The organism is Streptomyces mabaensis (assembly GCF_053763515.1).
The window spans coordinates 40669-62827 of the sequence record NZ_JBSOPZ010000038.1 but is presented as its reverse complement, the minus strand read 5'-3'; the positions used below and the strand labels follow the sequence as shown (position 1 = coordinate 62827).

Annotated in this window: 24 protein-coding genes; 11 read left to right on the top strand and 13 right to left on the bottom strand. The window is 70.9% G+C overall.

Annotated features, from left to right (window positions below; genetic code table 11):
• Positions 1-148 precede the first annotated feature (148 nt).
• Positions 149-1456 carry a helix-turn-helix domain-containing protein gene (locus tag ACWV17_RS28120; RefSeq protein ID WP_455361886.1) on the top strand — a complete coding sequence of 436 codons (1308 nt, stop codon included), beginning with the start codon at positions 149-151 and terminating at the stop codon, positions 1454-1456.
• Here the strand turns inward: ACWV17_RS28120 and ACWV17_RS28115 are convergent.
• From ACWV17_RS28115 to ACWV17_RS28100, 4 genes are all read right to left on the bottom strand, one after another.
• Positions 1453-1989 (bottom strand): NUDIX hydrolase, encoded by a 537-nt coding sequence (locus ACWV17_RS28115; RefSeq protein ID WP_455361885.1) that lies wholly within the window; start codon positions 1987-1989, stop codon positions 1453-1455. The two genes, ACWV17_RS28120 and ACWV17_RS28115, sit on opposite strands and share 4 nt — an antisense overlap.
• A 260-nt stretch (positions 1990-2249) precedes the next feature.
• Complete coding sequence (locus ACWV17_RS28110) at positions 2250-2846, bottom strand: class F sortase (protein WP_455361884.1); 597 nt, start codon at positions 2844-2846, stop codon at positions 2250-2252.
• Positions 2847-2945: 99 nt separating this feature from the next.
• Positions 2946-3446 carry a sortase gene (locus tag ACWV17_RS28105; RefSeq protein ID WP_455356346.1) on the bottom strand — a complete coding sequence of 167 codons (501 nt, stop codon included), beginning with the start codon at positions 3444-3446 and terminating at the stop codon, positions 2946-2948.
• Between the two features lie 310 nt (positions 3447-3756).
• Positions 3757-4170 carry an arsenate reductase ArsC gene (locus ACWV17_RS28100; RefSeq protein ID WP_455361883.1) on the bottom strand — a complete coding sequence of 138 codons (414 nt, stop codon included), beginning with the start codon at positions 4168-4170 and terminating at the stop codon, positions 3757-3759.
• 103 nt (positions 4171-4273) lie between these two features.
• Here ACWV17_RS28100 and ACWV17_RS28095 point away from each other — a divergent pair, with 103 nt between their 5' ends.
• A complete protein-coding gene (locus ACWV17_RS28095; RefSeq protein WP_455361882.1) occupies positions 4274-4582 on the top strand; it encodes an ArsR/SmtB family transcription factor in 309 nt (102 codons plus the stop codon).
• Positions 4579-5658, top strand: coding sequence for an ACR3 family arsenite efflux transporter (arsB, locus tag ACWV17_RS28090; RefSeq protein WP_455361881.1), 1080 nt, complete (start codon positions 4579-4581; stop codon positions 5656-5658). The genes ACWV17_RS28095 and arsB overlap by 4 nt, the downstream gene beginning before the upstream one ends.
• Positions 5659-5678: 20 nt before the next feature.
• On the opposite strand, the gene pstS is transcribed toward arsB, so the two are convergent.
• Together pstS and ACWV17_RS28080 are read right to left on the bottom strand one after the other, a co-directional pair.
• Positions 5679-6821, bottom strand: a complete 1143-nt coding sequence (gene pstS / locus ACWV17_RS28085; protein WP_455356342.1) for a phosphate ABC transporter substrate-binding protein PstS — start codon at positions 6819-6821, stop codon at positions 5679-5681.
• Positions 6822-7067: 246 nt separating this feature from the next.
• Entirely contained in the window at positions 7068-7364 is a 297-nt protein-coding gene (locus ACWV17_RS28080) for a hypothetical protein (protein ID WP_455356341.1), read from the bottom strand.
• Between the two features lie 131 nt (positions 7365-7495).
• Between ACWV17_RS28080 and ACWV17_RS28075 the strand changes: the two genes are divergently transcribed.
• Both ACWV17_RS28075 and ACWV17_RS28070 read left to right on the top strand, forming a co-directional pair.
• Complete coding sequence (locus tag ACWV17_RS28075; RefSeq protein ID WP_455356340.1) at positions 7496-7861, top strand: arsenate reductase family protein; 366 nt, start codon at positions 7496-7498, stop codon at positions 7859-7861.
• 111 nt (positions 7862-7972) lie between these two features.
• Entirely contained in the window at positions 7973-8686 is a 714-nt protein-coding gene (locus ACWV17_RS28070) for a hypothetical protein (RefSeq protein WP_455361880.1), read from the top strand.
• Between the two features lie 36 nt (positions 8687-8722).
• Here the strand turns inward: ACWV17_RS28070 and ACWV17_RS28065 are convergent, their stop codons facing one another.
• Both ACWV17_RS28065 and ACWV17_RS28060 read right to left on the bottom strand, forming a co-directional pair.
• Positions 8723-9616, bottom strand: a complete 894-nt coding sequence (locus tag ACWV17_RS28065; RefSeq protein ID WP_455361879.1) for a DUF1963 domain-containing protein — start codon at positions 9614-9616, stop codon at positions 8723-8725.
• 92 nt (positions 9617-9708) lie between these two features.
• Positions 9709-10650 carry a Gfo/Idh/MocA family protein gene (locus ACWV17_RS28060; RefSeq protein ID WP_455361892.1) on the bottom strand — a complete coding sequence of 314 codons (942 nt, stop codon included), beginning with the start codon at positions 10648-10650 and terminating at the stop codon, positions 9709-9711.
• A gap of 162 nt (positions 10651-10812) precedes the next feature.
• Between ACWV17_RS28060 and glnII the strand changes: the two genes are divergently transcribed.
• Both glnII and ACWV17_RS28050 read left to right on the top strand, forming a co-directional pair.
• Positions 10813-11832, top strand: a complete 1020-nt coding sequence (gene glnII / locus ACWV17_RS28055) for a glutamine synthetase (RefSeq protein ID WP_455361878.1) — start codon at positions 10813-10815, stop codon at positions 11830-11832.
• Between the two features lie 361 nt (positions 11833-12193).
• Positions 12194-12751 (top strand): winged helix-turn-helix domain-containing protein, encoded by a 558-nt coding sequence (locus tag ACWV17_RS28050; protein ID WP_455356335.1) that lies wholly within the window; start codon positions 12194-12196, stop codon positions 12749-12751.
• Positions 12752-12763: 12 nt separating this feature from the next.
• Here the strand turns inward: ACWV17_RS28050 and ACWV17_RS28045 are convergent, their stop codons facing one another.
• The 3 genes from ACWV17_RS28045 to ACWV17_RS28035 form a co-directional block, all read right to left on the bottom strand.
• The gene (locus tag ACWV17_RS28045; RefSeq protein WP_455356334.1) at positions 12764-13231 is read right to left on the bottom strand and encodes a hypothetical protein; all 468 of its coding nucleotides are present in this window, start codon (positions 13229-13231) and stop codon (positions 12764-12766) included.
• 123 nt (positions 13232-13354) lie between these two features.
• On the bottom strand, positions 13355-14818 hold the full coding sequence (locus ACWV17_RS28040; RefSeq protein ID WP_455361877.1) for a PepSY-associated TM helix domain-containing protein: 1464 nt from the start codon (positions 14816-14818) through the stop codon (positions 13355-13357).
• A gap of 58 nt (positions 14819-14876) precedes the next feature.
• On the bottom strand, positions 14877-15539 hold the full coding sequence (locus ACWV17_RS28035; RefSeq protein WP_455361876.1) for a hypothetical protein: 663 nt from the start codon (positions 15537-15539) through the stop codon (positions 14877-14879).
• 216 nt (positions 15540-15755) lie between these two features.
• On the opposite strand from ACWV17_RS28035, the gene ACWV17_RS28030 reads away from it, so the two are divergent.
• The gene (locus tag ACWV17_RS28030) at positions 15756-17300 is read left to right on the top strand and encodes a DUF1996 domain-containing protein (RefSeq protein WP_455361875.1); all 1545 of its coding nucleotides are present in this window, start codon (positions 15756-15758) and stop codon (positions 17298-17300) included.
• 57 nt (positions 17301-17357) lie between these two features.
• Here ACWV17_RS28030 and ACWV17_RS28025 read toward each other — a convergent pair whose 3' ends face one another.
• Positions 17358-17828, bottom strand: a complete 471-nt coding sequence (locus tag ACWV17_RS28025) for a hypothetical protein (RefSeq protein ID WP_455356330.1) — start codon at positions 17826-17828, stop codon at positions 17358-17360.
• A gap of 146 nt (positions 17829-17974) precedes the next feature.
• Between ACWV17_RS28025 and ACWV17_RS28020 the strand changes: the two genes are divergently transcribed.
• Both ACWV17_RS28020 and ACWV17_RS28015 read left to right on the top strand, forming a co-directional pair.
• A complete protein-coding gene (locus ACWV17_RS28020) occupies positions 17975-19966 on the top strand; it encodes a hypothetical protein (RefSeq protein ID WP_455361874.1) in 1992 nt (663 codons plus the stop codon).
• A gap of 136 nt (positions 19967-20102) precedes the next feature.
• A complete protein-coding gene (locus ACWV17_RS28015; protein ID WP_455361873.1) occupies positions 20103-20852 on the top strand; it encodes a TetR/AcrR family transcriptional regulator in 750 nt (249 codons plus the stop codon).
• Here the strand turns inward: ACWV17_RS28015 and ACWV17_RS28010 are convergent.
• Positions 20837-21547, bottom strand: a complete 711-nt coding sequence (locus tag ACWV17_RS28010; protein WP_455361872.1) for a DUF4230 domain-containing protein — start codon at positions 21545-21547, stop codon at positions 20837-20839. The two genes, ACWV17_RS28015 and ACWV17_RS28010, sit on opposite strands and share 16 nt — an antisense overlap.
• 73 nt (positions 21548-21620) lie before the next feature.
• Between ACWV17_RS28010 and ACWV17_RS28005 the strand changes: the two genes are divergently transcribed.
• Positions 21621-22145 (top strand): N-acetyltransferase family protein, encoded by a 525-nt coding sequence (locus tag ACWV17_RS28005; protein WP_455361871.1) that lies wholly within the window; start codon positions 21621-21623, stop codon positions 22143-22145.
• The last annotated feature ends 14 nt before the right edge of the window (positions 22146-22159 follow it).

The window sequence follows — 22159 nt, the reverse complement described above, 5'->3', positions numbered from 1 at the left end:
CCCCTCATCGCGGGCGGTTGCGGAGCATCAGCTCACCGCAGAGGGCGATCACGGGATCAGGCCATGGTGGTTACCCAACGTGGGTAGCATCCTTGGCGGTTGACTCCCCACACGGCCCGCCGCTGCGGGACGAGGAAGAGGGGCCTGAGTGTCCGGTCCGCCACCTCACCGCGGGCTTCCGCATGAGTTACTGGCTAACCCCGAGTGGCAGAAGGCATGTCGGCAACGGGACTTCACCCGCATCTTCCGCTTGGTCAAGACGAAGGCTGGCATCTACCCCTCCCGGGTCGCGGCGCTGTGCGGCATGACGCCCAGCAGAGTCGGCGAGATCATGGCCGGGCGCCGCAGCCTGGCGCACATCGACGTGATTGAGCGGGTAGCCGACGGGCTCCGCATCCCAGGAGCCCTGTTGGGGCTTGCGCACCGTCCGTGGGAGATTCCGGCGCCGGCACGCGTACGAGAGCAGATTCCCGCTACTGAGCCCACACAGGAACCCGAGACCGAACCCGCAGCCAACGACGCCCTCGATGACCTCATGGCCTTGGCCGACGGCCAGGTCACCCGCTCCACACTCACCGCACTGCAATCCTCGGTGGAGGACTACTGGCGCCGCGACGACCAGCACGGTGGCGCATCACTGCGGCCCGCCGTCGTGGGGCATCTACGCTACGTCACCCAGCTCATGCGCACGAGCGATGCCGCGTTGCGCCGCGATCTGCAGTCGCTCGCCGCGGAATTGGCACGCCTCGCGGGCTGGGCGTACTTCGACGCCCGCCAGTACAGCACCGCCCGCACCTACTTCACCCAGGCGCTTCAGCTCTCCCACGGGCAGGGCGACGGCCTGTTCATGGCCAACGTTCTCTCCTGCATGAGCCTGCAGGCCACCTACGACGGCAACACCTCCGACGCCGTCGCCCTCGCCTGCAAGGCCCAGGACACCGCCCGATCCGCCGGCGACCAGCCGCTCGTGATGTCCATGCTGCACATGCGCGAAGCCTTCGCCCACGCCACCCTGCGCGATGCTGCCTCCTGCCACCAGGCCATCGACCGCTCCCGCGACGCGTACGAAGAATCGCGTGGCCGCGAAGAGGAAGCGCCCTCCTGGGTGCGGTACTTCGACGAGACCAAGCTGATCGTCGATACCGGCATCGCCCTGGCGCGGCTCGGCGAGGCAGCACGGGCCGAACCGCTGATCGCTGAAGGGCTGCGCCGGGAGCGTTCCGGACAACAGCGCGGCCGCGCCTTCCACGCGTTCTGGCTCGCCAGTACCCAGCTCCAGCAAGGCAGTCTCGAGGACGCCTGCTCCAGCGCCGGACTGGCCCTTGACCTGACCGCGGCCATCGACTCACCGCGAGTGGCCGGCCACGTCCACGAATTCCACCGGCGCCTCACACCGTATGCGCGGGAGGCGCCGGTGATCATCTTCGAGCAGCGGATGCGGCAGATGCTCGGTTAGCCCTTGGTAGCTTCGTCCAGGAGCAGGTACAGCAGGCCGACCAGGCTGCCGCTGCTGACGATCTCCCGGCGGTCGATCATCCCGCGGATTTCCGAGATCGGGATCCATTCAATCCGGTCAGACTCGTTCGCCTCCGTTGGCGGCCCCGCGTAGGTCGCTCCGTCGGCGCGGAAGACATGGTGCTCGGAGTCGGTGATGCCGTTGGCCGGTTGTGCGTAGACCAGCGGTTTGATGGCGGCGACCCGCCAGCCAGTCTCTTCCTCGACCTCACGGGCGGCGGCCTGCTCCGGGGTCTCGTCCTCCTCGATGAGGCCCATGGGCAGCTCCCAGCCCCAGGTGTCCGTGATGAACCGGTGCCGCCACATCATCAGCACGCGCTTCTGGTCGTCGACCACGGCGGCAACCGCCAGGTGCCGCATCCGTACGACGTGGTGTTCCCAGCGGCGGCCGTCCGGCTGCTGTACTTCCACGAGCCACAGGTTGACCCACGGGTTGTTGTAGATCTGCCGTTCACCATGGACGGTCCACTGCATGAGCCCAACTCCCTCTCGCCGGTGCGACTTCCAGCATGTCAGTCTCGGGCCGTGGCGGGGCCGTGAGAGGTCGGCCATGACTGGCCAAGGACGACCGTCAACGACGGCCCTGTCGCAGATGGGACGGGTAGCCCGAGATGATCGCCCAGGCCGGGAACCCGGTGCATCAGTTCTTCGATGTCTCAGGAGACCCCAGGTCTTGGGCCGTCGGCCGTGTTCTTCCCTCACCGGAAGGCGCGGCCGACGGTCGTTTCGGGCGGCTACTTCACCGCCGTCAGGGTCGCGAAGACCACGACGTTGCCCTGGTAGCCGGTGCGCTCCGAGTAGCCTCCGCCGCAGGTGATCACCCGCAGTTCGGGCTGGTCGGAGCTGCCGTAGACCTTCTCGTCCGGGAAGTCGTCCTTGGCGTAGACCTCCAGGGCGTCGACGGTGAACACGGCCGTGCGCCAGTCCGCCCGGCTGACCTCGATGGTGTCGCCCTTGGTCAGGGCACCGAGGCCGTGGAAGACGGCGGGGCCGTTGCGCGTGTCCACGTGGCCGGCGAGGACGGCTGTCCCCACCGAGCCGGGGGGTGTGCCGTCGCCGTACCAGCCGGCCAGGCCCGGCTCGTCGGCGGGTGGGGGCTGGAGCGCCCCCGCCGCGTCCAGGTCCAGCCGGGTCAGGGGCGCGTCCACACCGATGGCGGGGACCCGGAGCCGGACGGGATCGGACGCGGGCAGCGGCCGGACGGTGCCAAGCGCGGCCGAGGGGGTGGCGACGGGAGCGGACGGTACAGGGGCGGAGAAGGCCTGGGCAGCGGAAGGCTGTGGTGGGTGTTCGTCGCTCACCCCGTTGATCACCAGCACGGTGCCCGCCATCAGTGCGCAGGACAGGAGCTTGACCGACGGGGTGAACGACTGGGGGGATGTGCTGCTCGTGGGCCCGGTTTCCATCGCGGTGCGGCGGGAGTCCGGCGGTCAGTTTTGGACGGCGCTCGGGCGGCGGCGCATCCTGATCACACTCCCGGCTGCGGCTCCGGCGAGCAGCACACTGCCCAGGGCGAGCTGGGTGCCCTTGTCCTGGGCCGACCCGAAGCCGGCGTCGACCGCGCCGCTCGGGTGGCGGTCGGTGACCCGGTAGGTGTCCGTGACCCTGGTTCGCGGCGGGCACTTCACGGTGACGGTGTCGCTGCCGGACCGGGTCCCTTCCGGAACCTTGAACTCGCCGGTGAGCACACCCTTGCGGTCGCCCTCGAAGAGGTGAAACGCGCCTCCCGCCTCCGACTGGCCCTTGCCGTAGGTCACCTCCGGGCCGCAGGCCGTGGTACTGACGGTGACCGTGGAGCCCGGGGAGACGTTCCCCGGGCGGATGTGGATGTCCGAGTCACCGGCGGCCACGGCGGCCGGGACCGACAGCCCAAGGACCCCAAGGACACCGAGAACCAGACCGGCACCGATGCCAACACGTGCGTGACGCATGAAGAACCTCCTCGAGAGCAGTGCCCGGCCTGTCTGCGCGGCGCCTCTGCTGTACTCCGCTCCCGAGGCAATCGACAGTCCGTCACCTCCGCAACAGCACCTGCGGGATACGTGTCACCCGGGCAGGCGCACGAGCCGCTCTCGCTTGATCGTTTACGCAGGTCACCGGAGCGCCGGCCCTCGCGGTGGAAGAACCACCGTGAGGACGGCGAACGGGCTAGTGGCGAGGGCGGGGCGGGTGGGTCTCGTACATGCGGACAATCACGTCAGGCCGCCGACTGGGCCGCGAGGTAGCGTTCCGCGTCCACGCTCACGCCTTGGCCGCCGGGGCGATCTCCTCGATCAGGCCCTCGACGAGCTTCCTGATCTCGTCGCGGATGGGCCGTACGGCCTCGACGCCCTGGCCGGCCGGGTCCTCCAGGGTCCAGTCGAGGTAGCGCTTGCCCGGGAAGACCGGGCAGGTGTCGCCGCAGCCCATGGTGATGCAGACGTCCGACGCCCTGACCGCGTCGACGGTGAGGATCTTCGGCGTCTCGGCGGTGATGTCGATGCCTACCTCGCGCATGGCCTCGACTGCGGCCGGGTTCACCCGGTCGGCCGGGGCGGAGCCGGCGGAGCGGACCTCGACGCGGTCCCCGGCCAGGTGGGTCAGCCACGCGGCGGCCATCTGGGAACGGCCGGCGTTGTGGACACAGACGAACAGGACGGAGGGCTTCTCGGCCATCGGAAGGTCTCTCTTGTCTCGCGACGGATCGGTGCCGGATCCCTCTCAGGATCGCATCAGCACCCTGTGGTGTCAGCCACCACTGATGTGAAATTATCAGCCCATGATGACGTCAGTCGACACTGAACTGATCCGGGTCCTCGCCGACCCGCTCAGGCTTCGGATCGTGACCCTGCTCGCCCACGAGACCCTCTGCACCACCCACCTGGTGGAGGAAACGGGCGCCCGCCAGACGAACCTCTCCAACCACCTGAGAGTGCTGCGCGAGGCCGGGGTCGTGGAGACCGAACCGTGCGGCCGCTTCACGTACTACAAGCTGCGCCCCGAAGTCATCGCCCAGCTCGCCGGCCAGTTCACCGCCCTGGCCGAGACCGCTCGTACCGCTGCCGAGAACAAGAGGGCCTGTCCGTGACCCGCACCGAAGCACCCGCGACCGTCGAGGAATCGTCGGTCGTCGCGAAGCTTTCGACGCTCGACCGCTTCCTCGCCGTATGGATCCTGCTGGCCATGGGCCTGGGCCTCGGGCTCGGGCGGCTGGTCCCCGGCCTGAACGACGCGCTCGCCGCGGTCGAGATCGGCGGTATCTCACTCCCCATCGCCGTCGGCCTGCTGATCATGATGTATCCGGTCCTGGCCAAGGTCCGCTACGACAAGCTCGACGCCGTCACCGGTGACCGCAGGCTCATGGTCTCCTCGCTGGTCGTCAACTGGATCCTCGGGCCGGCCATCATGTTCGCCCTGGCCTGGATCTTCCTGCCCGACCTGCCCGAGTACCGCACCGGCCTGATCATCGTCGGGCTCGCCCGCTGCATCGCCATGGTCATCATCTGGAACGACCTCGCCTGCGGCGACCGCGAGGCCGCGGCCGTGCTGGTCGCGCTCAACTCCGTCTTCCAGGTCATCGCGTTCGGCCTGCTCGGCTGGTTCTACCTCGACCTGCTGCCCGGTTGGCTGAGCCTCGGCGACGGCGAGCAGCTCGACATCTCCATGTGGAAGATCGCGCTCAACGTGGTCATCTTCCTGGGCGTCCCGCTGTTGGCCGGCTTCCTCACCCGCCGCATCGGCGAGAGGAAGCTGGGGCGCCAGTCGTACGACACCGGCTTCCTGCCCCGCATCGGCCCCTGGGCGCTGTACGGGCTTCTGTTCACGATCGTCATCCTCTTCGCCCTCCAGGGGAAGACGATCACCTCGCAGCCGCTGGACGTGGTCCGCATCGCGCTGCCGCTGCTGGTCTACTTCGCCGTCATGTGGTTCGGGACGTTCGCCCTCGGCAAGGCCATCGGCCTGGCATACGACCGGACGGCGACCCTCGCGTTCACCGCGGCCGGCAACAACTTCGAGCTCGCCATCGCGGTCGCCATCGCCACCTTCGGCGTCACCTCCGGCCAGGCGCTGTCGGGTGTCGTCGGCCCGCTGATCGAGGTGCCGGTGCTGGTCGGGCTCGTGTACGTCTCCCTGGTCTGGCGCAGGAAGTTCACCGCGCGGTAGACCATCGGCAGGCCACGGGTTCACGACAGGGTCGGGATGACCTCACGGACCTTGGCGGCGATGCCGGCGGGCAGCGGGGCGTAGTGGATCTCGGGCAGGGCCTGCTGGCCCTCCTCGCCGGCGGTGTAGCTGAGGAAGGATTTCAGGGCCGGCAGGGTCTCGGGGTTGTTCCCGCGGTTGCAGACGATTTCGTACGTGACCATGACGATCGGGTAGGCCCCCTCGGCCTTCGTCGCGTAGTCGAGCTTCAGGGTCAGGTCCCCGTCGGTGCCGACGATCTCGGCCGAGCCGATACCGGCCGACGCGGTCTGCACGGTCGCGGCCACCGGTTCGGCCGCGCCCGTGTCGATCCGGACCGTACTGATGTCGCGCGCGGCGGCGAAGGACAGCTCGAAGTAGCCGATGGCGCCGTCGTTGCCCTCCACTTCGGACGCCACTCCGTCCGAACCGCTCGCCGCCTGGCCGCCCTTGCCCTGCCAGGTCTTCTCCTTCGGATACGGCCACTGCTCCGGCGCCGCACCCGCCAGATAGGCGTTGAGGTTCTGGGTGGTCCCGGAGTCGTCCGACCGGTGCACGGCCTGGATGGGCAGGGCGGGCAGCTCGGCGTCCGGGTTGAGCTGCCGGATCGCCGGGTCGTCCCATCGGGTGATCTCCGAGTCGAAGATCCTGGCGAGCGTCGGGGCGTCGAGGACCAGGCCGTCCACACCGGAGAGGTGGTAGCCGATCGCGATGGTGCCTCCGAGCATGGGCAGGTCGATGGCGCGGCCGCCCGGGCAGACCCGCTTGGACTGGTCGGCCTGGCCCGGCTTCAGCGCGCTGTCGGAACCGCCGAACGCCGTTTCACCCAGCAGGAACTGGGCCACGCCCGCCCCGGAGCCCTCGCCCCAGTACGCGACTTGGACGCCCTTGCATGCCTGCTGATAGTTCTTGATCCACTGCTTCATCGCGTTCTGCTGGGCGGTGGAACCCGTACCGAGGACCTTGCCCTGGGTGGCGCAGTCGATGGTGGAGGCGGCGGGCTGCCGGCCGGACGCCTCGTCCGCCGCCGGTCCTTCGCCGTCGGACAGCCCGCACGAGGTGAGGAGCAGCATCCCCGCCGTCGCGATCACACCCGGCACACCCGGGACCGGCACGCGGGATCTGTTACTGCGTCGAAGCTGCACCGTCGAGTCTTCCTTCTGAGCTGAGCACATGCGGAATCCGGCCGGGTGGCAACACCACCCGGCCTGGGTCTAGGTCCTGTCTGGATCTGGACCTAGATACTTGCGGATGTCCGGCGCGGACTCGGCAAACTGCAGGCGAACAACAGGCGTCGCCCTGGTCCGTCTGGGCCCACGGTCCTCCGCGGCCCGCCACCCCGCGAACGGGGGCGGCGGGCCGCGGACTTGCTCAGTGGGCCGCGGCTGCGCTCAGCGGCCGTACCGGATCAGGGCACGGACCATCGCACAGGTGAGGTCGGACGGCGGGTGGATCCCGATCCGGGCCGCCGTGCTGCGGATCTTGCGGTTCGGGGCCATGTCCGGGTGGTAGACGCCGGTGTCGAGCAGGGCTATCGCGAGCCGCATGGCCTTCAGACGGCGGTTGTGGTTCACGTACCACTCGCGCGGCCGGCCGGCCGGCAGTGGCTTCTTCCGCAGGTGGTTCGGGGCGTCGGTGCCGTACGGGGGCTGGTGCTGGGGTTTCGTCGCGAGTGCGGCAGTGGCCATCGGCAGCCTCCTGGGAGCGGCGTCGGACTCTGTCGAACTGCCTCAATTCTACTGCCGGGCACTGACAAAAGCCGCTGGCCAGGGGGTACTTCAGCACCTGTTGAGCGGCCCTCGGGCGGTACCGTGCGGTCATGGAGATCTGGATCAATCCCGCGTGTTCCAAGTGCCGCAGCGCGGTTCAGCTGCTCGACGCGGAGGGGGCCGAGTACACCGTCCGCCGCTACCTCGAGGACGTACCGTCCGAGGACGAGATCCGTGCGGTGCTCGACCGGCTCGGGCTCGAACCCTGGGACATCACCCGCACCCAGGAGCCGGCCGCGAAGGAGCTCGGGCTCAAGGACTGGCCGCGCGAGGAGGACGCGCGCGACCGCTGGATCGCGGCACTCTCGGCGCACCCGAAGCTGATCCAGCGTCCGATCATCACGGCGGACGACGGCAGCGCGGTGGTGGGCCGTACGGAGGACGCGGTGAGGGACGCGCTCAACCGCGGCCAGTGATAACGAAGTTATTTCAGTGACGGTTGAGACGAACGGGATTCCTACTCGTACGTAACGGCACACGGATCGAAGCCGGCCGCGGTTCATCGGGCCGGGGACAGGGAGTCACGCGTGTCGCGCAAGAAGACCCTCAGCCGCAAGAAGAAGACCGTCCTGCTGATCAGCGCCATGGCGCTGGCCGGCGGTACTGCGATTGTCATGACCGGGACAAGCCAGGCCTCGGTGGCCTGCGACGGACTGGTCACGGCGCTCGGCAACAACGAGAAGTTCATCGCCGGACAGCGAGCCAACCCCGACGCCTTGTCGGACGCGAGGATCGCCAACCGTCAGGCCGTGATCGAGGAGATCAAGCGCAAGCAGGCCGCTTCCGGCTGTGAGGTCGGCGAGGGCGCGGAGGGCGCCGAAGGCGCCGCGGGCGGCGGGCAGGCGGCACCGGAGCAGCCCCCGGCTCAGCAGCAGCCCGAGCAGCCGGGCGGCGAGGCACCCCCGGCCGAGGAGCCGCCTGCCGAGGAGGCCCCGGGCGAGGAGGCGGGCGAGGCCGCGCCGCCCGTCGGTGGGAACGAGGGCGGAGCGGCCGGCGAGGTCGTCTGCGCGGGATCGACCGTCACGCTCTCCGGCGAGGGCGGTGCGCCGGCCGCGTCCAGCAACCAGTTCCCCCTGGGCACCCAGCTGAAGGTCACCAACCTGGACAACAACAAGTCCACCACGGTGGAGGTCGCTTCGGTCTCCGGAAGCTGCGCGCTGCTGAACAACGCGGCGTTCGAGCAGGTCCGCGAGCCGGGCAAGTTCCTGATCCGCAACGCTCGGATCGAGAAGGTCGGCTAAGGCCTGAAGGGGCCGGAGAGGAAACCTGACGGCCGGTCACGAGCAGTCGAAGCGGTACGCGCTCGGCGCCCCGGGACAGTGCGGGCACACGAATATGTAGATCCCGCCCATGTCCCCGAGCATCAGGCCGGGCGCGCACTGCACGCTCATCCGCTCCTCGTACGGAAGGTCGAGGACCGTCCCGGACGCGGGCCGGTCCTCCTCCGGCAGCCAGGTCCGCCAGCCCGCCCCGTCGAACTCGACGCTGCCCACGGTCAGCAGATGGTCCGTGCGCCGCCCGCACTCCGCGCAGTCCGGCCAGTCCGGTCCCTGGGTCCAGCTCGGATAGCCACCCGCCTTGATGCCGTCGGCCACGGCGAGATGGGAGTGGTACTCCAGCCCCGTCTGCCGCTCCAGCTCGTCGAAGCGCTCGCGCAGCGCCTCGCACAGGGTCTGTGGCAGGTCCCAGCTCGGATACTCCGCGATCCGCTCGGGGTGCAGCACGCACGGGTCGGGCACATGGTCGTCGGGCGCCCCGGCGGGCCGGGGCGGATCGGCCAGCACCGGCCCGTCGTACGACGAGTGGCGCCAGTGCAGCCGGGGTTCGGGCGCGTAGTGCGGCTCGTGCTCGAAGGGGCACCACAGGAGTTGCAGCACGTCACTGCCCGGCGGGTACGGCAGGTCCGGTATGTCCGCCGCATACACCTGCAGTACCGGAACCAGCGGTACGGGGCCGTCCGCCGGGACGTCGAAGGCGACCGGCAGATGCTCCGACGCGCAGTACGGCCAGGGCTCCGCGGCCGGCCACAGCAGCGGTCCGCCCACCGAACTGTCCCGCACGCCCGGCGAACCGGCCCTCGGATGAAGCCGTATCGCCTCGCGGCGGTACGGAACAACCTCGGGAAAGAGCGCTTCCACGTCGACCGGACGTGGTGGTGTGGTGCGCGTCATCAAGGGCCTCCGGCGGGTCTTGCTGCTGTGATCGAAGAGTAACGGCGGCCGCTGACAACGCTCCTGGCCCGGCCGCCCCTCTCCCGCCGGTCCTAGGTCCCCGGCTGCGCCTCCACCTGCGCCTCCGCCCGTGCCAGGATCTCCGTGACCCGCCGTCCGAAGCGCAGGTCACAGGCGTGCGGCACGCCGGTGCGGGCGGATTCCAGCAGGGCGTCGACGGCCCGGCCGAAGGCGCCGGGGACGTCCCTCCACTCCGGGAGCACCGCCACGCCCCGTTCGCCGCGCAACTCGATCCCGACCCCCGCCGCCTCCGCCGGCGCGCTCAGCCCCAGCGTCGCGGTGCTGGACGCCCCCGAGGCGTGCCGCAGGACGAGGTGGGTGGTGTCGGCGGGCCCGCCCATGGCCGTCATGCCCGTCACGTCGCCGAGTACCGGCAGCAGTACGGACAGCACGTGCGGGCCGACATCCCACAGGCCGCCCTTCTCCCGGCGCCAGGGCGAATCAGCGTACGGGCTGCGCGTGCTGCCCGTACTGCCCGTGCTACTCGTACCCGGCCGGAAGAGCGCGCCCAGCCACTGTGCCCGGGCCGTGAACCAGCCGTCCAGCGCCGCCTGTTCGGTGACCCAGGCGGCCGTGGGCAGGGCGAAGCGCAACGTGAAGAAGACGACGGAGGCCACGCCGGCCCGCTCCGCCGCCTCGGCAGCCTCGCGGGCCCCCGCCACCGTGGTCGCGACCGGCTTGTCCAGCAGCAGATGGCATCCCGCGGCGGCCGCCGGTACGGCCAGCGCCGCCTGCACGTCCGGCGGCAGCGCGAAGGCCACGGCGTCGCAGTCGGCGAAGAGCGCGCCGGTCGTTTCGTACGCCTTCACGCCGTACGAACGGGCCAGCGCGCCCGCCGCCTCGGGCCGGCGGCCCCAGACGCCCGCGAAGTCGACGCCCGGGTGCGCGGCGAGGGCCGGGGCGTGGGTGCGGGCGGCCCAGGGCCCGGTGCCGAGGAGCCCGATACGCGGGCGGTTTCTACCGTACGAAGTCATCACGCACCCCAGTCTGCCTCGCCCGAACCGCCTCGCCCGAACCTCGGTAACACGGGGTTCACATCCGGGCAACGGTCGGGAAATCGCATGTTGGCACGCTGCATGGCATCACCGCAGCACCCGCAATGACTGCGCCGTAGCGACGCACAAAGGATGAAGCCCGTGACCTTCAAGGCTGAGTACATCTGGATCGACGGCACCGAGCCGACGGCGAAGCTTCGCTCGAAGACGAAGATTCTTGCCGATGGCGCCGAGCTGCCCATCTGGGGCTTCGACGGGTCCAGCACGAACCAGGCCGAGGGCCACGCTTCCGACCGCGTGCTGAAGCCGGTCTTCTCCTGTCCGGACCCGATCCGCGGCGGTGACGACGTCCTCGTGCTGTGCGAGGTCCTGAACATCGACATGACGCCGCACGAGTCCAACACGCGTGCCCTGCTGCGTCCGGTCGCCGAGCAGTTCGCGGCCCAGGAGCCGATCTTCGGCATCGAGCAGGAGTACACCTTCTTCGACGGCGCCCGTCCGCTGGGCTTCCCGGTGAACGGCTTCCCCGCCGCCCAGGGCGGCTACTACTGCGGTGTCGGCTCCGACGAGATCTTCGGCCGCGACATCGTCGAGAAGCACCTCGACCACTGCCTCGCCGCGGGCCTGGGCATCTCCGGCATCAACGCCGAGGTCATGCCGGGCCAGTGGGAGTTCCAGGTCGGCCCGCTGGCGCCGCTGGAGGTCGCGGACCAGCTGTGGATCGCGCGCTGGCTGCTCTACCGCACCGCCGAGGACTTCAACGTGTCGGCGACGCTGGACCCGAAGCCGGCGAAGGGCGACTGGAACGGCGCGGGCGCGCACACCAACTTCTCCACCAAGGCGATGCGCGAGGGTTACGACGCGATCATCACCGCGTGCGAGTCGCTGGGCGAGGGCTCGAAGCCGATGGACCACGTCAAGAACTACGGCGCGGGCATCGACGACCGGCTGACGGGTCTGCACGAGACCGCCCCGTGGAACGAGTACAGCTACGGCGTCTCGGACCGCGGCGCCTCGGTCCGTATCCCGTGGCAGGTCGAGCAGGACGGCAAGGGCTACATCGAGGACCGTCGCCCGAACGCCAACGTCGACCCGTACGTGGTGACGCGGCTGATCGTCGACACCTGCTGCACCAGCCTGGAGAAGGCCGGCCAGGTCTGACCCGCACACATCCAAGCAGCTCGGGCGGGCGCCCACCGACCACCGGTGGGCGCCCGCCCCGTTGTTGTCGTATGCCACCGCAACCGCCCTCCGCAACCGCCCTCCGTATCGGTACGTGAAAGGGCTCTGCTGCGGCAGCGTGACATCTGCTTCAATGGGGCCATGGCCAGCCACCAGCACACCGCGACGGGTCGCAGCGACCTCGAACCGTTCTGGCCGTCCCGTCAGCATCACGACTTCGACCGGGTGTGTTGCCGCGCGACGAGCGCGCCGGCCCTCTGACACCTCACCGGTCTTCGGCCGCGCGCGCACGACGTACGTCTCCTGTCGACGACTCTCCGCGTGAAAGAGCTGACCTCTCATGGCGAACACCCGTTCCTTCCCTGCTGCGACCGCCCCTGCCCCTGCCGTCGCCACTCCCCTGCCGGCCCTCCCCCACCGCCACCGGCTGCGGGCCGTCGACCGCGACGAGGTGGTTCATGTCGCGGACTTCCTGCCGCCCGGCGCCACCTGGCTGCCCGCGCCCCAGCACTCCCTGCCCAGCCTCCCGGGCCGGCCGCCGATGATCGGGTACCTGGTGCTCGTACCGGCCGATCAGCAGCCGGCTCCGGCCGCCGAGCCGGTGCCGGAAGCCGGGGACGAGCGGGTACGGATCGACTCCGGCCGGCGCACCGCCGAGGTGGACGGGCGGCCGCTGGACCTGACATACCTGGAGTTCGAGCTGCTCGCCCATCTGGTCGCGCACCCTCACCGGGTGCACACCCGCGACCAGTTGGTGACCACCGTGTGGGGTTACGGGCACGTGGGCGACGGGCGCACCGTCGACGTCCATGTCGCCCGGCTGCGCCGCAAGCTGGGCGCCGAGCACCGGGACACGATCCAGACGGTGCGGCGAGTCGGCTACAAGTACACGCCGTGACCAGGCCGCCGCTCAGCGAACCTGGGCGGCGGCGGTCGTCATGAAGGCGCTGATCGCGTCCAGGCACCGGGTTTCGTGCGCTCTCAGTTCCGGCCTGTCCGCCGCATTCCGGATCGCACCGGCGGTGGCGAACGCCGCGTCCGCGAGCACGCAGAGGTCGGGGGCCTCCGCGACCAACTGCACCCGGAAGCGGGCGTGTTCCGCTGCCGCACCCAGGCGGTCGCATTCGGCCAGGGCCGTCGCGTACGCGGTGCCGTGGGGGTCTTCCCGGCGGCGGAGCCACAGGGTGACCAGCCCTCGCTTGAGCTCCGTGACGGCCCCGGCGTACGCGCTGTAGGCCGCCAGGCGCTCCTGGCGCAGCCTCTCCTCGCGTGCGAACCCCTCGGCGCGCTGTGCACTGCGGCGCTGGAACACAAAGGTGCTGACCGAACCCAGCAGGGTTCCGGTGACGGCGATCAGACTCGCGAGCAGACCTTCCACACGGCGGATCCCACCACGTTTCGCGTCGCTCGGCCATGGGCCCCCGGGACGGAGTTCGCGCGGAGTTCGCGTCCCGGGGGCCCGTAGCCGTCACCGCGGTCCAGCGGACCAGCGGTCAGGCGGTCAGGCCGCCTCGCTGCCGGTGCGGTCGGCGCGGCCGCGGGTGGCCAGGCCCAGCAGCACGTCCAGGACCAGGAAGGCCAGCAGGCTGATCCCGAGCAGCGGGATGAACCAGCCGGTCAGCGCGGTCGCCGCGACCAGTGGCAGCAGGACCGGCAGCGGGACCCGGCGCCAGGCGCCGCGCGGCATCGGCCGGCCCACGCTCAGCCTGCGCTCCTTCGTCGGCCGGCGCAGCCACCACATCCGGTAGCCCCAGACGATGAGCATGATCAGCGCGATCATGAGGACGGCCAGCGCGAGCTGGTTGGCCATGCCCAGGAAGACGCCCATATGGGCGTCGATCCCGAAGCGGGTCAGCTTGGCCAGCACGGGGTAGTCACCGAAGCGCAGTTCGTCCATGACCGTCCCGTCGGCCGGGTGGACCGCCACCGAGTCCAGTTGGACCGGGAACTGCTTGTCCGTCTCCTTGACGACGTATCCGTTGCCCTCGCTCGGCAGGATCACCGAGATCTCGCGGCTCTCGATACCGCTCGCGCGGGCCGCTTCGACGGCCTTGTCGACGCCGATGTCCTTGCCCTGGTGGCCGCCGGTCCCCGAGCCGCTACCGCCGCCGTGGCCCTCGTGGCCACCGCCTCCGGCGCCGGTGCCGTCGAGCGCCGCGGAGACCACCGGGCTGGCGCCGCCGAGCTGGTCCTGGACCTTGCCGATGTTCTCGCCGGCGTACCGGGACCAGGTCAGACCGGTGGCGGAGAGCAGCACGAGCCCGATGACCGCCCACAGGCCGACCGAGCCGTGCCAGGACAGCGTCCTGCGCCGGCCGGTGGCCCCTCGCTCGGGCACGATCAGCGCGCGCCGGCCGGCCCGCTTGCGGCCGATCCACAGCAGCAGCCCGCCGAGGGCGACCACCCACAGCCAGCTGGCGGCCAGTTCGCTGTAGTAGCGGCCGGTCTCACCGAGCCGCAGATCGCGGTGCAGCTCGTCGAGCCAGGTGCGCAGCGGGAGGGCACCCGAGCTGCCGAAGCTGGGCAGTTCGCCCCGTACCTCGGCGGTGTACGGATTGACGAAGACGGCGAGGGACTTGTCCTCCTCGACCTCGGGGGTGGTCATCAGTACGCGGGTGGTCGCGCCCTCCTCGGCGGGCGGCCACACGGCGGTGACCGTGCCCTCGGGGTGGGCGGCGCGGGCGGCCGCGACCTGGGCGTCGAGCGGCTTGGCCGCGTCGCCGACGGGCACCTCCAGCTCGTGGCTGTAGATGATCTTCTCCGCCTGGAAGGAGAGGGCGTACAGCAGCCCGCTCACGGCGGCGACGAGGAGCAGCGGAGCGATGAGGAGCCCCGCGTAGAAATGGATCCGCAGCACGAGGGGGCGCAGGGCGCTCCACGTCGACGGGGCCGACGGACGCGCGCCCGCCGGGACCGCGGACTCGGCGGTTTCTTCTGTCCCCTTGATGGGGTCGTCAATGGCCATGGGTGTCCTAGGAGTTGGCGTTGACATGGGGAAATCGGCCCCAGGTCACGCCGCGTCGCTAGCCGATGGCGACGGCGGTACGGCCGGGGGCCGTGGCGCGGGTGAGCACCCGGGCCGGCGGACCGCGGCGGGAGAGCGCGTGCGCGAGCAGTACGCCGTGGATACGGCGCGGTGTCCGGGCCTGGGCGCGTACGGGGCGTGGCGCCGCCGGTACGCGGGTCCGCAGCCGGGCGTACGAGAACAGGAGCCGCAGCGGGGCGAACGCGAGCGCGCCGAGGGTACGGGCCAGCCGGAACGCGGCGGCCTCGCCGCGGGCGAGCCACAGCGCGCAGACGAGGGCGGCCAGGAGGTGGGCGCCGAGCATACCGGCGGTGGTGTGGCCGGTGGCGCCCGTGCTGAGCGTCTCGGCGGCCGTACCGGCGTGGTGGTGCGGCATCGCCTGCGTCGTGGCATGCGTGGCGGGGTGGGGCTGTGCGGTGCCGAAGATCAGGTGCAGCGCGCCTTGGACCGCGAGCAGTCCGGCACCGATGGAGGGGGCGCCGCGGCGCCGCCCTCCGCCGAGCCAGGCGACGGCGCCGGTCACGGCGAATGCGGCCAGAAGCGCACTGACCGGTACGTCGTGCGCGGACATGTACGAATGCCCCGCGGCGGCCAGAGCGACGCAGACCGCCGCGAATACCGCGGCCCGCGTGGCGCGCATCGGCGACCGGGCATCCGTCATGGTGCGCACATGGTGCCATCCCCGCAGGGGCGGTGGGGAGTGGGGGGCAGGCATTTCCTGGTCCACCGGTACGCGGTACATACGCCCGGTTTGCGGATGGAGATTGATACGAACTCCGAATTCCCTTGAACAGGTGGTGACTCGGGTCCGTATGGAACGTCGCGCTTCTCCCCTGCCGGGCGTCCCCCTACCCCGGCACCGAAGCAGAGGAGTTCCATGGGACACGCATCGCGCAAACGATCAAAATTGGCAAACCGGGCGATAGCCGCCTCAGCTGCATTGGTACTGGGCGGAGGTGGGCTGGTCGCGGCCAATGTCTATGCCTCCGCAGGAGAGGGCAGGTGGGGCGCCGGCAACCGCACCCTCCAGGGCGAGAACGCGGGGCAGCAGGTTTCCACCATCGACTGTCCGGAGGTTGCGAATGGGCTGCCTGACGTGCCGCAACAGGCTCGTGGTGACGTCGACCGCGAACTGGCGGCGATCGACACTCAGATCACTGACGCCTACAAGCGGTTCGCGGACCAGAAGGAGGCGATCGAAAGGGATCCGAATTTCGGGAAGAACGCCATTCTCGATCCTCTGGAGGACAAGCGTCGCGCCTCCATCGATCGCATAGCCGGCTGGATCAGCCAGGCCGGTCAGCAGCCGGGCAATATCGAAGGGATGGCCCCCTGCACCCTGCTCGCCGATGACAACCAGGACCAGGGCAATGGCCAGGACCAGGGCGACGGCCAGGACAACAACAACGACGGCCAGGACAACGGAGACGGTCAGGACCAGGGCCAGGACAACGGTCAGGACCAGGGCCAGGACGGCGGAGACAACGGCAACGGCGATGGTAACGACGGTCAGGGTGATGGCCAGGACCAGGAAGGCAACGGACCGAGCCCGGACGACTTTGTCGACATCACGACCGTCGAGCCCAATGTCAAGGCCCCCCGCAAGCAGCGCAACGCCTCCAGGGGCACCTTCACCACTGATTGCGGGGTAAACGAGAACGGCAAGTTCAACCCGGACAACGTCATCGTCGCCCCCGGCGTGAGCAATGGCGCGCACCACATGCACGACTACGTCGGCAACCAGGCCAATGACGCTTTCGCGAGCGACGACGACCTGGCCCAGGGTGACACCACCTGCCGGAACCAGGGCGACAAGTCCACGTACTACTGGCCCGTCCTCCGGCTTCAGAACGGCCAGGACGAGTTCGACGTCAACGACGACGGTGGCGGCAACGACCAGAACATCGGCGAAATCCAGACGCCGGACCAGGTCACTTTGAAGTTCGTCGGCAGCCCGGCCTCGAAGGTCGTCGCCATGCCGCGCTTTCTCCGGATCATCACCGGGGATGCCAAGGCATTCACCAACGGTGACGCGAACGCGAATGCGTCGTGGAGTTGTACCGGGTTCGAGGACCGGCAGCTGAAGGACAAGTATCCGATCTGCCCCGAAGGCAGCAAGGTGGTGCGGACCTTCAACTTCCAGAGCTGCTGGGACGGCCAGAACACCGACAGCGCCAATCACCGTACGCACGTGGCATTCGCGGACGGAAACGGCCGGTGCCAGAACGGCTTCCAGGCGATTCCGCAGCTTCAGCAGCGCATCGTCTACGACGTACCGCCCGGCCCGGGATTCGCGGTCGACTCCTTCCCGGAGCAGCTGCACAAGCCCGCCACCGACCACGGTGACTTCATCAACGTCTTCGACGAGAACCTGATGAACCAGGTGGTCGCCTGCATCAACGGCGGCCGCAAGTGCACCTGAGCCCCTGACCGGCGGAGGGCGGCGGTGGTCGCCGCCCTCCGCCTTCGGCCTGCGCGGTCAGCTCCCGTGGTGACCGGAGTGCCCGGACTCGTTCCCCCCACTGCCACTGCTCCCCGAGTGGTCGGAGCCGGACTCCAGCGTCCCGCCGAGCCGGCCGCGCAGCGTCTTGACCACCTCCGGGTCGCCGACCGCGACCCACTTGCGCCCGACCAGGTACGCACCGCCGTAGTCCTTGGCGGAGTTCAGCCACTCCCGCTGACCCCGGTCCGTACTGAACGTGGCGAGCACCCAACTGCCGCTCTTGGTCTTGCAGTTGGCCTGCCGCAGTTCCGCCGCATCCGTCTGGATGTTCGGCTTGCAGTCCGTCTTCGCCGCCAGCTGCTCCAGGCTGCCCGTGGCGGTCTTCGGAGCTTCCTTCTTGCTGTCGCCGCCGCTCTTGCCGTCCGACGTGCCGTCCGAGCTGCAGCCCGTCACCACCGTGAGGGCCAGCACTGCCGCGGCAGCTGCTATGTGGGGGTACTTGCGCATCTGGCCATCGTGCCTCCTGCGCCTCACCCGTGGGGCGCGAATTGAAGGATCGCGCGCCCCTGGGACACCGGCCTGGGATGCTGGCCGGGATACCCGCCTGGGATACCCCGCCTCCGAGGTGACCATCCGACGATTCGCTCGTTGTGATGACCGTGCCCCCACAGGATGCCGTCAGCCGCACCGCGCCCGCCCCCATCGACGTCGAGCAGGCCGAGGCCGCACTCGTCGAGCACTATCCGCGGCTGGTACGGCTCGCCTATCTGGTGCTGCCTCCCACCCTCGGCCGCAACCGGCGGGTCCTGACCGCGCACTCCGTCGCCCAGCGGGCGCTGCCCCGCAACCGCTCGGCGGGCGGCGCGGCCGACATCCCGGTCCCGCGGCCGTCGTCGGACGGGGCCGCTACCGACCCCGGCTATGCGTACGTACGCCAGCGGGTGCTGCGGAGCGCGCTGGAAGCCGGGCTGCCGCTCAGGCGGTTCGCGCGGCCCAAGCGGGCGCAGCTGCCTCCGCTGCTGCCGCAGGTGTGGGGGCTGCGGCTGTTCCCGCGCTCCGGCGGCGCCGACGAACTCGCCCTGGACCAGCGGCTGTCCACCCTGTCCGGGCCGGGGCGCGCCGCGTTCGTGCTGCGGGGTCTGGAGCACCTTCAGGACGCGGACATCGGGCGGGTGCTGGCCGCCGTCGGTGTGGCCGACCCGCAGCAGGCCCTGGCCGAGGCTGACCGCGTCGAATCCCCGGCGGGGCGGCCGGCGGCGGGCGAGCCCCCGGCCGGCCGGGCCGCCGCCGCGCTGCTGGACTCCCCCGAGTTCGACCCCTGTTCGCTCCAGGCCCGGCCCACCGACCTGATGCGGCGCCGGCAGCACGCGAAGGCGGCGCTGGCGGCCACCGCCGCGGTGCTGGTGTGCGGCGCGCTGCTGGGGCTGCCCGGCGACGGGTGGGGGCCGGACGGAGCCGCCGCGCCGCCGTACGCCCGTAACCCCGCCGCCCAGCAGGCCCTCGACCCCGGCCGCCTCACCCGGGTCGCCCCGGCCGCGTGGCGCTCCTCCGCGCGTACCGACTTCTCCGTCTGGCCGGCCCGCGGGGACCGCACCACCGACCGCCCGCTGCTGCGCCGCGCACTCGCCGTCTGGGCCCGTCCCGGCGCCTCGGTCCAGGTCTCGGCCACCCCCGGCACCCCGGCGGGACCCCCGCCCGGCGCGCCGCAGCTGCTGTTCGCCGGGGCGGTCGACCAGGCCGTGGTGGTGCTGCTGTACGACGGGCTGCGCGTGGTGCGCTACGCCGAGCCGCAGGACGGCACGGGCGGCGCGGGCGGCGCGGCGCTCGACTTCGCCCGCGCCGACGGGGCGGACGCCGGTACGGCCAACGCCCTGGTGGTGGGCCGTACCGATGGCAACGTCCGCTATCTGACCGCTCCCTGGGTGACCGGAGCGGCAGTACGGGATCTGCTGCGGCCCGCCGACGCCCCCACTCCGCTCAGGCGCACGGCGGACGGGGTGACGGCCCCCGTGGCCAGCCCCGCCCAGGCCCGTACCTGTACCGGCTGGACCGCCCTTGAACTGACCACCGGCCCGGACACCCGCCTCGTGACGGACCTCGGCGAACTCACCCCGGCCCGGCTCACCTCGGGTCCGCCGTCCGCCCCGCGCGACGTGGCGGGCCGTACCGCGCTCGCCGGCTGGGCGCGCACCGCCTGTCTGCTGCCCGCGGTGCGCTCGCACGGCGTACGCAGCGTGAACACGTGGCAGTACGCGAAGCAGCGGCTGCCCGAGTCCAACGGCACCGCGGCCTGGCTCTGCACCCGCGCCGAGACCTGGCGGGGTCCGGGCAGCCGGGTGCTGGCGCAGTTCCACGCGCCGTCGGCCCAGGCGTCGGCGCCCGGGGCGATCGCCGCCCGCGCCGAGGACTCACCGGCGTGCGGGGAGCGCGAGCCGCGGGTCCTGGCGGGCGTGCTGTGGAAGTCGCGGGGCGGGCAGTGGTACGTCCTGGCGGCGGGCAGCGCGCAGTTCGCGTCGATCGCCACCTCGGGCGGGGTGAAGGGCAGCGGCCCGGGCAACCGGCTGGCCGTACGGGCGGCGGAAGGCGCGCGGGCGGAGCTGAACGGCCGGCTGGAGGACGGCACACAGGTCGGCGCCCTGCGCTAGCAGCGAGTCACTCGGGCGGTTGCCGGGTCTGCGCCGACCGGTTCGGATGCCACTGGCATCGACGTGCCGGCGGCAACCGGCAGCCGGCGGCTCCCCGCAGGGTATTACTGATCAGTCCGTCGGTAGGCTGGACGGTATGACTACCGGGGTGCGGCGCAGGATGGGCGTGGCGGAGCGGCGGCAGCAGCTGATCGGTGTGGCGCTGGAGTTGTTCAGCCACCGGTCCCCCGACGAGGTCTCCATCGACGAGATCGCGGCCGCCGCCGGAATCTCCCGGCCCCTGGTGTACCACTACTTCCCCGGCAAGCTCAGCCTGTACGAGGCCGCCCTGCGGCGGGCCGCCGACGAGCTGGCGAGCCGCTTCGAGGAGCCGCGCGAGGGGCCGCTAGGGGCGCGCCTGCTGCGGGTCATGGGGCGGTTCTTCGACTTCGTCGACGACCACGGGCCGGGCTTCTCCGCGCTGATGCGCGGCGGCCCGGCGGTGGGATCGTCCACGACGAACGCGATGATCGACGAGGTGCGGCAGGCCGCGTACGAGCAGATCCTCACCCACCTGGGGGTGGCGGACCCGCCCGCCCGGCTCGAACTGGTCGTACGGTCCTGGGTCTCGCTCGCCGAGTCGACCGCCCTGATCTGGCTGGACGGACGCCGGATACCGCGCGCCGAGCTGGAGTTGCAGCTCGTGCACGACTTCGCGGCGCTGGCCGCGGTGAGTGCGGCGTACGACGCGGAAATGGCGGGCGTCCTGCTGGGCATCCTCTCGGACGAGCCGGCCGACGGCCCGTTCGGCGATCTCGTCGGCCGGCTGGCCGCGCTGGCGCCCTCGATCCCCGCGGTCGACTCGGTGTCGTCGGCGTCCTCGGTCCCGGTTCAGCGCGCGCCGTAGGTCACCGTCACCCGCTCGAAGCCGAGCGACTGCAGCAGCCCCTGGAGCATGCTGGTGGTGTTCTTCTCGGCGCGGGCGGCGAGTTCGCTCTCCTTGGCCGCCGCACCGATGTGCTGGGCGGCCAGGCGGTGGACGGCTCGTTCGTCGGCCGGATTGTCGGAGAAGAAGTCGCCGAGCCGGTCCAGCAGGCCCCGCTGCTTGGACACGGCGTACGAACGGTCGGCGTCCAGGGCCGGTTTGCCGAGCTGGGCGTGCGGCAGGCGGATCGTGGCCGCGGTCCGCTCCTCGTTGACGGTGACGGCGTTCTTGCCGATCCGGCCCAGATCGACGTACGCGCCGACGGTGCCGGCTCCCACGTACAGCGTCCGGCTGCCGCGGATCGCGTCCGGCAGGAACTTGGCGTCCTTCTCGAGGTCGACGACGACCTGGAAGTTGCCGGAGACCGCCTCGTAACGGCTCATGTCCTGGATGGACTTCAGCAGCGCCGGGCCCGAGCGGTCGTGGGTCTCCTCGCCGAACACGTCGTCGAGGCCGGGCAGCAGGCTGAGCCGGGTGCCCAGCAGGAGCAGCACCACCATCACGGCCAGCGCGGCGGGTACCTTCACCCGCCACGGCATCCGGCGGCGGGGCGGCCGGGGACTCGGTTCGGGGGTCACGTCGGTGCGGCCCGTTCCGGTGTGGCTGGGCGTCGGCATCGCGGCGGTCCTTCCGGAGGAGGCTTTCCCCTGTACGCGTACCCTCCGGATCCCGCCGCAATAAGCTCCTTCCATGATCGATTCGCCGAAGACCACGCTCCGCCGCCCGGCGGATTCCGATGCCGGCACGCTGGTCGCACTGTACGACCAGGCCGCCCGCTGGATGCTGGCCCACTCCATCGACCAGTGGCGGCCCGGCGACAAGGACGCCGAGCACTTCCGGGAGCGGATGAGAACCGGTGAGGTGTGGCTCGCCGAAGCCGACGGGCAGCCCTGTGCGGCGTACGAGCTGTGGTGGTCGGACGAGGCCGCGTGGGGGGTGCAGCCGCCCGTCGCCGGCTATGTGCACCGGCTGATGACCGACCGTACGACCGCTCCGGCGGGCCTCGGCCGCACGGTGCTCGGCCACGCCGAGCTGCGGATCGCCCGGACCGGCCGGGAGTTCGCCCGCCTGGACTGCCTCTCCTCCAACGCCCGGCTGCGTACGTACTACGAAGCCGCCGGCTACCGGGTGGCGGGTGAGCACCCGTCCAAGGAGGCGGCCGACGGCAGTACGTACGCGGTGGTGCTGATGGAGAAGCGGCTCGCGCCGCGGTGACACGCTGCCGCGGT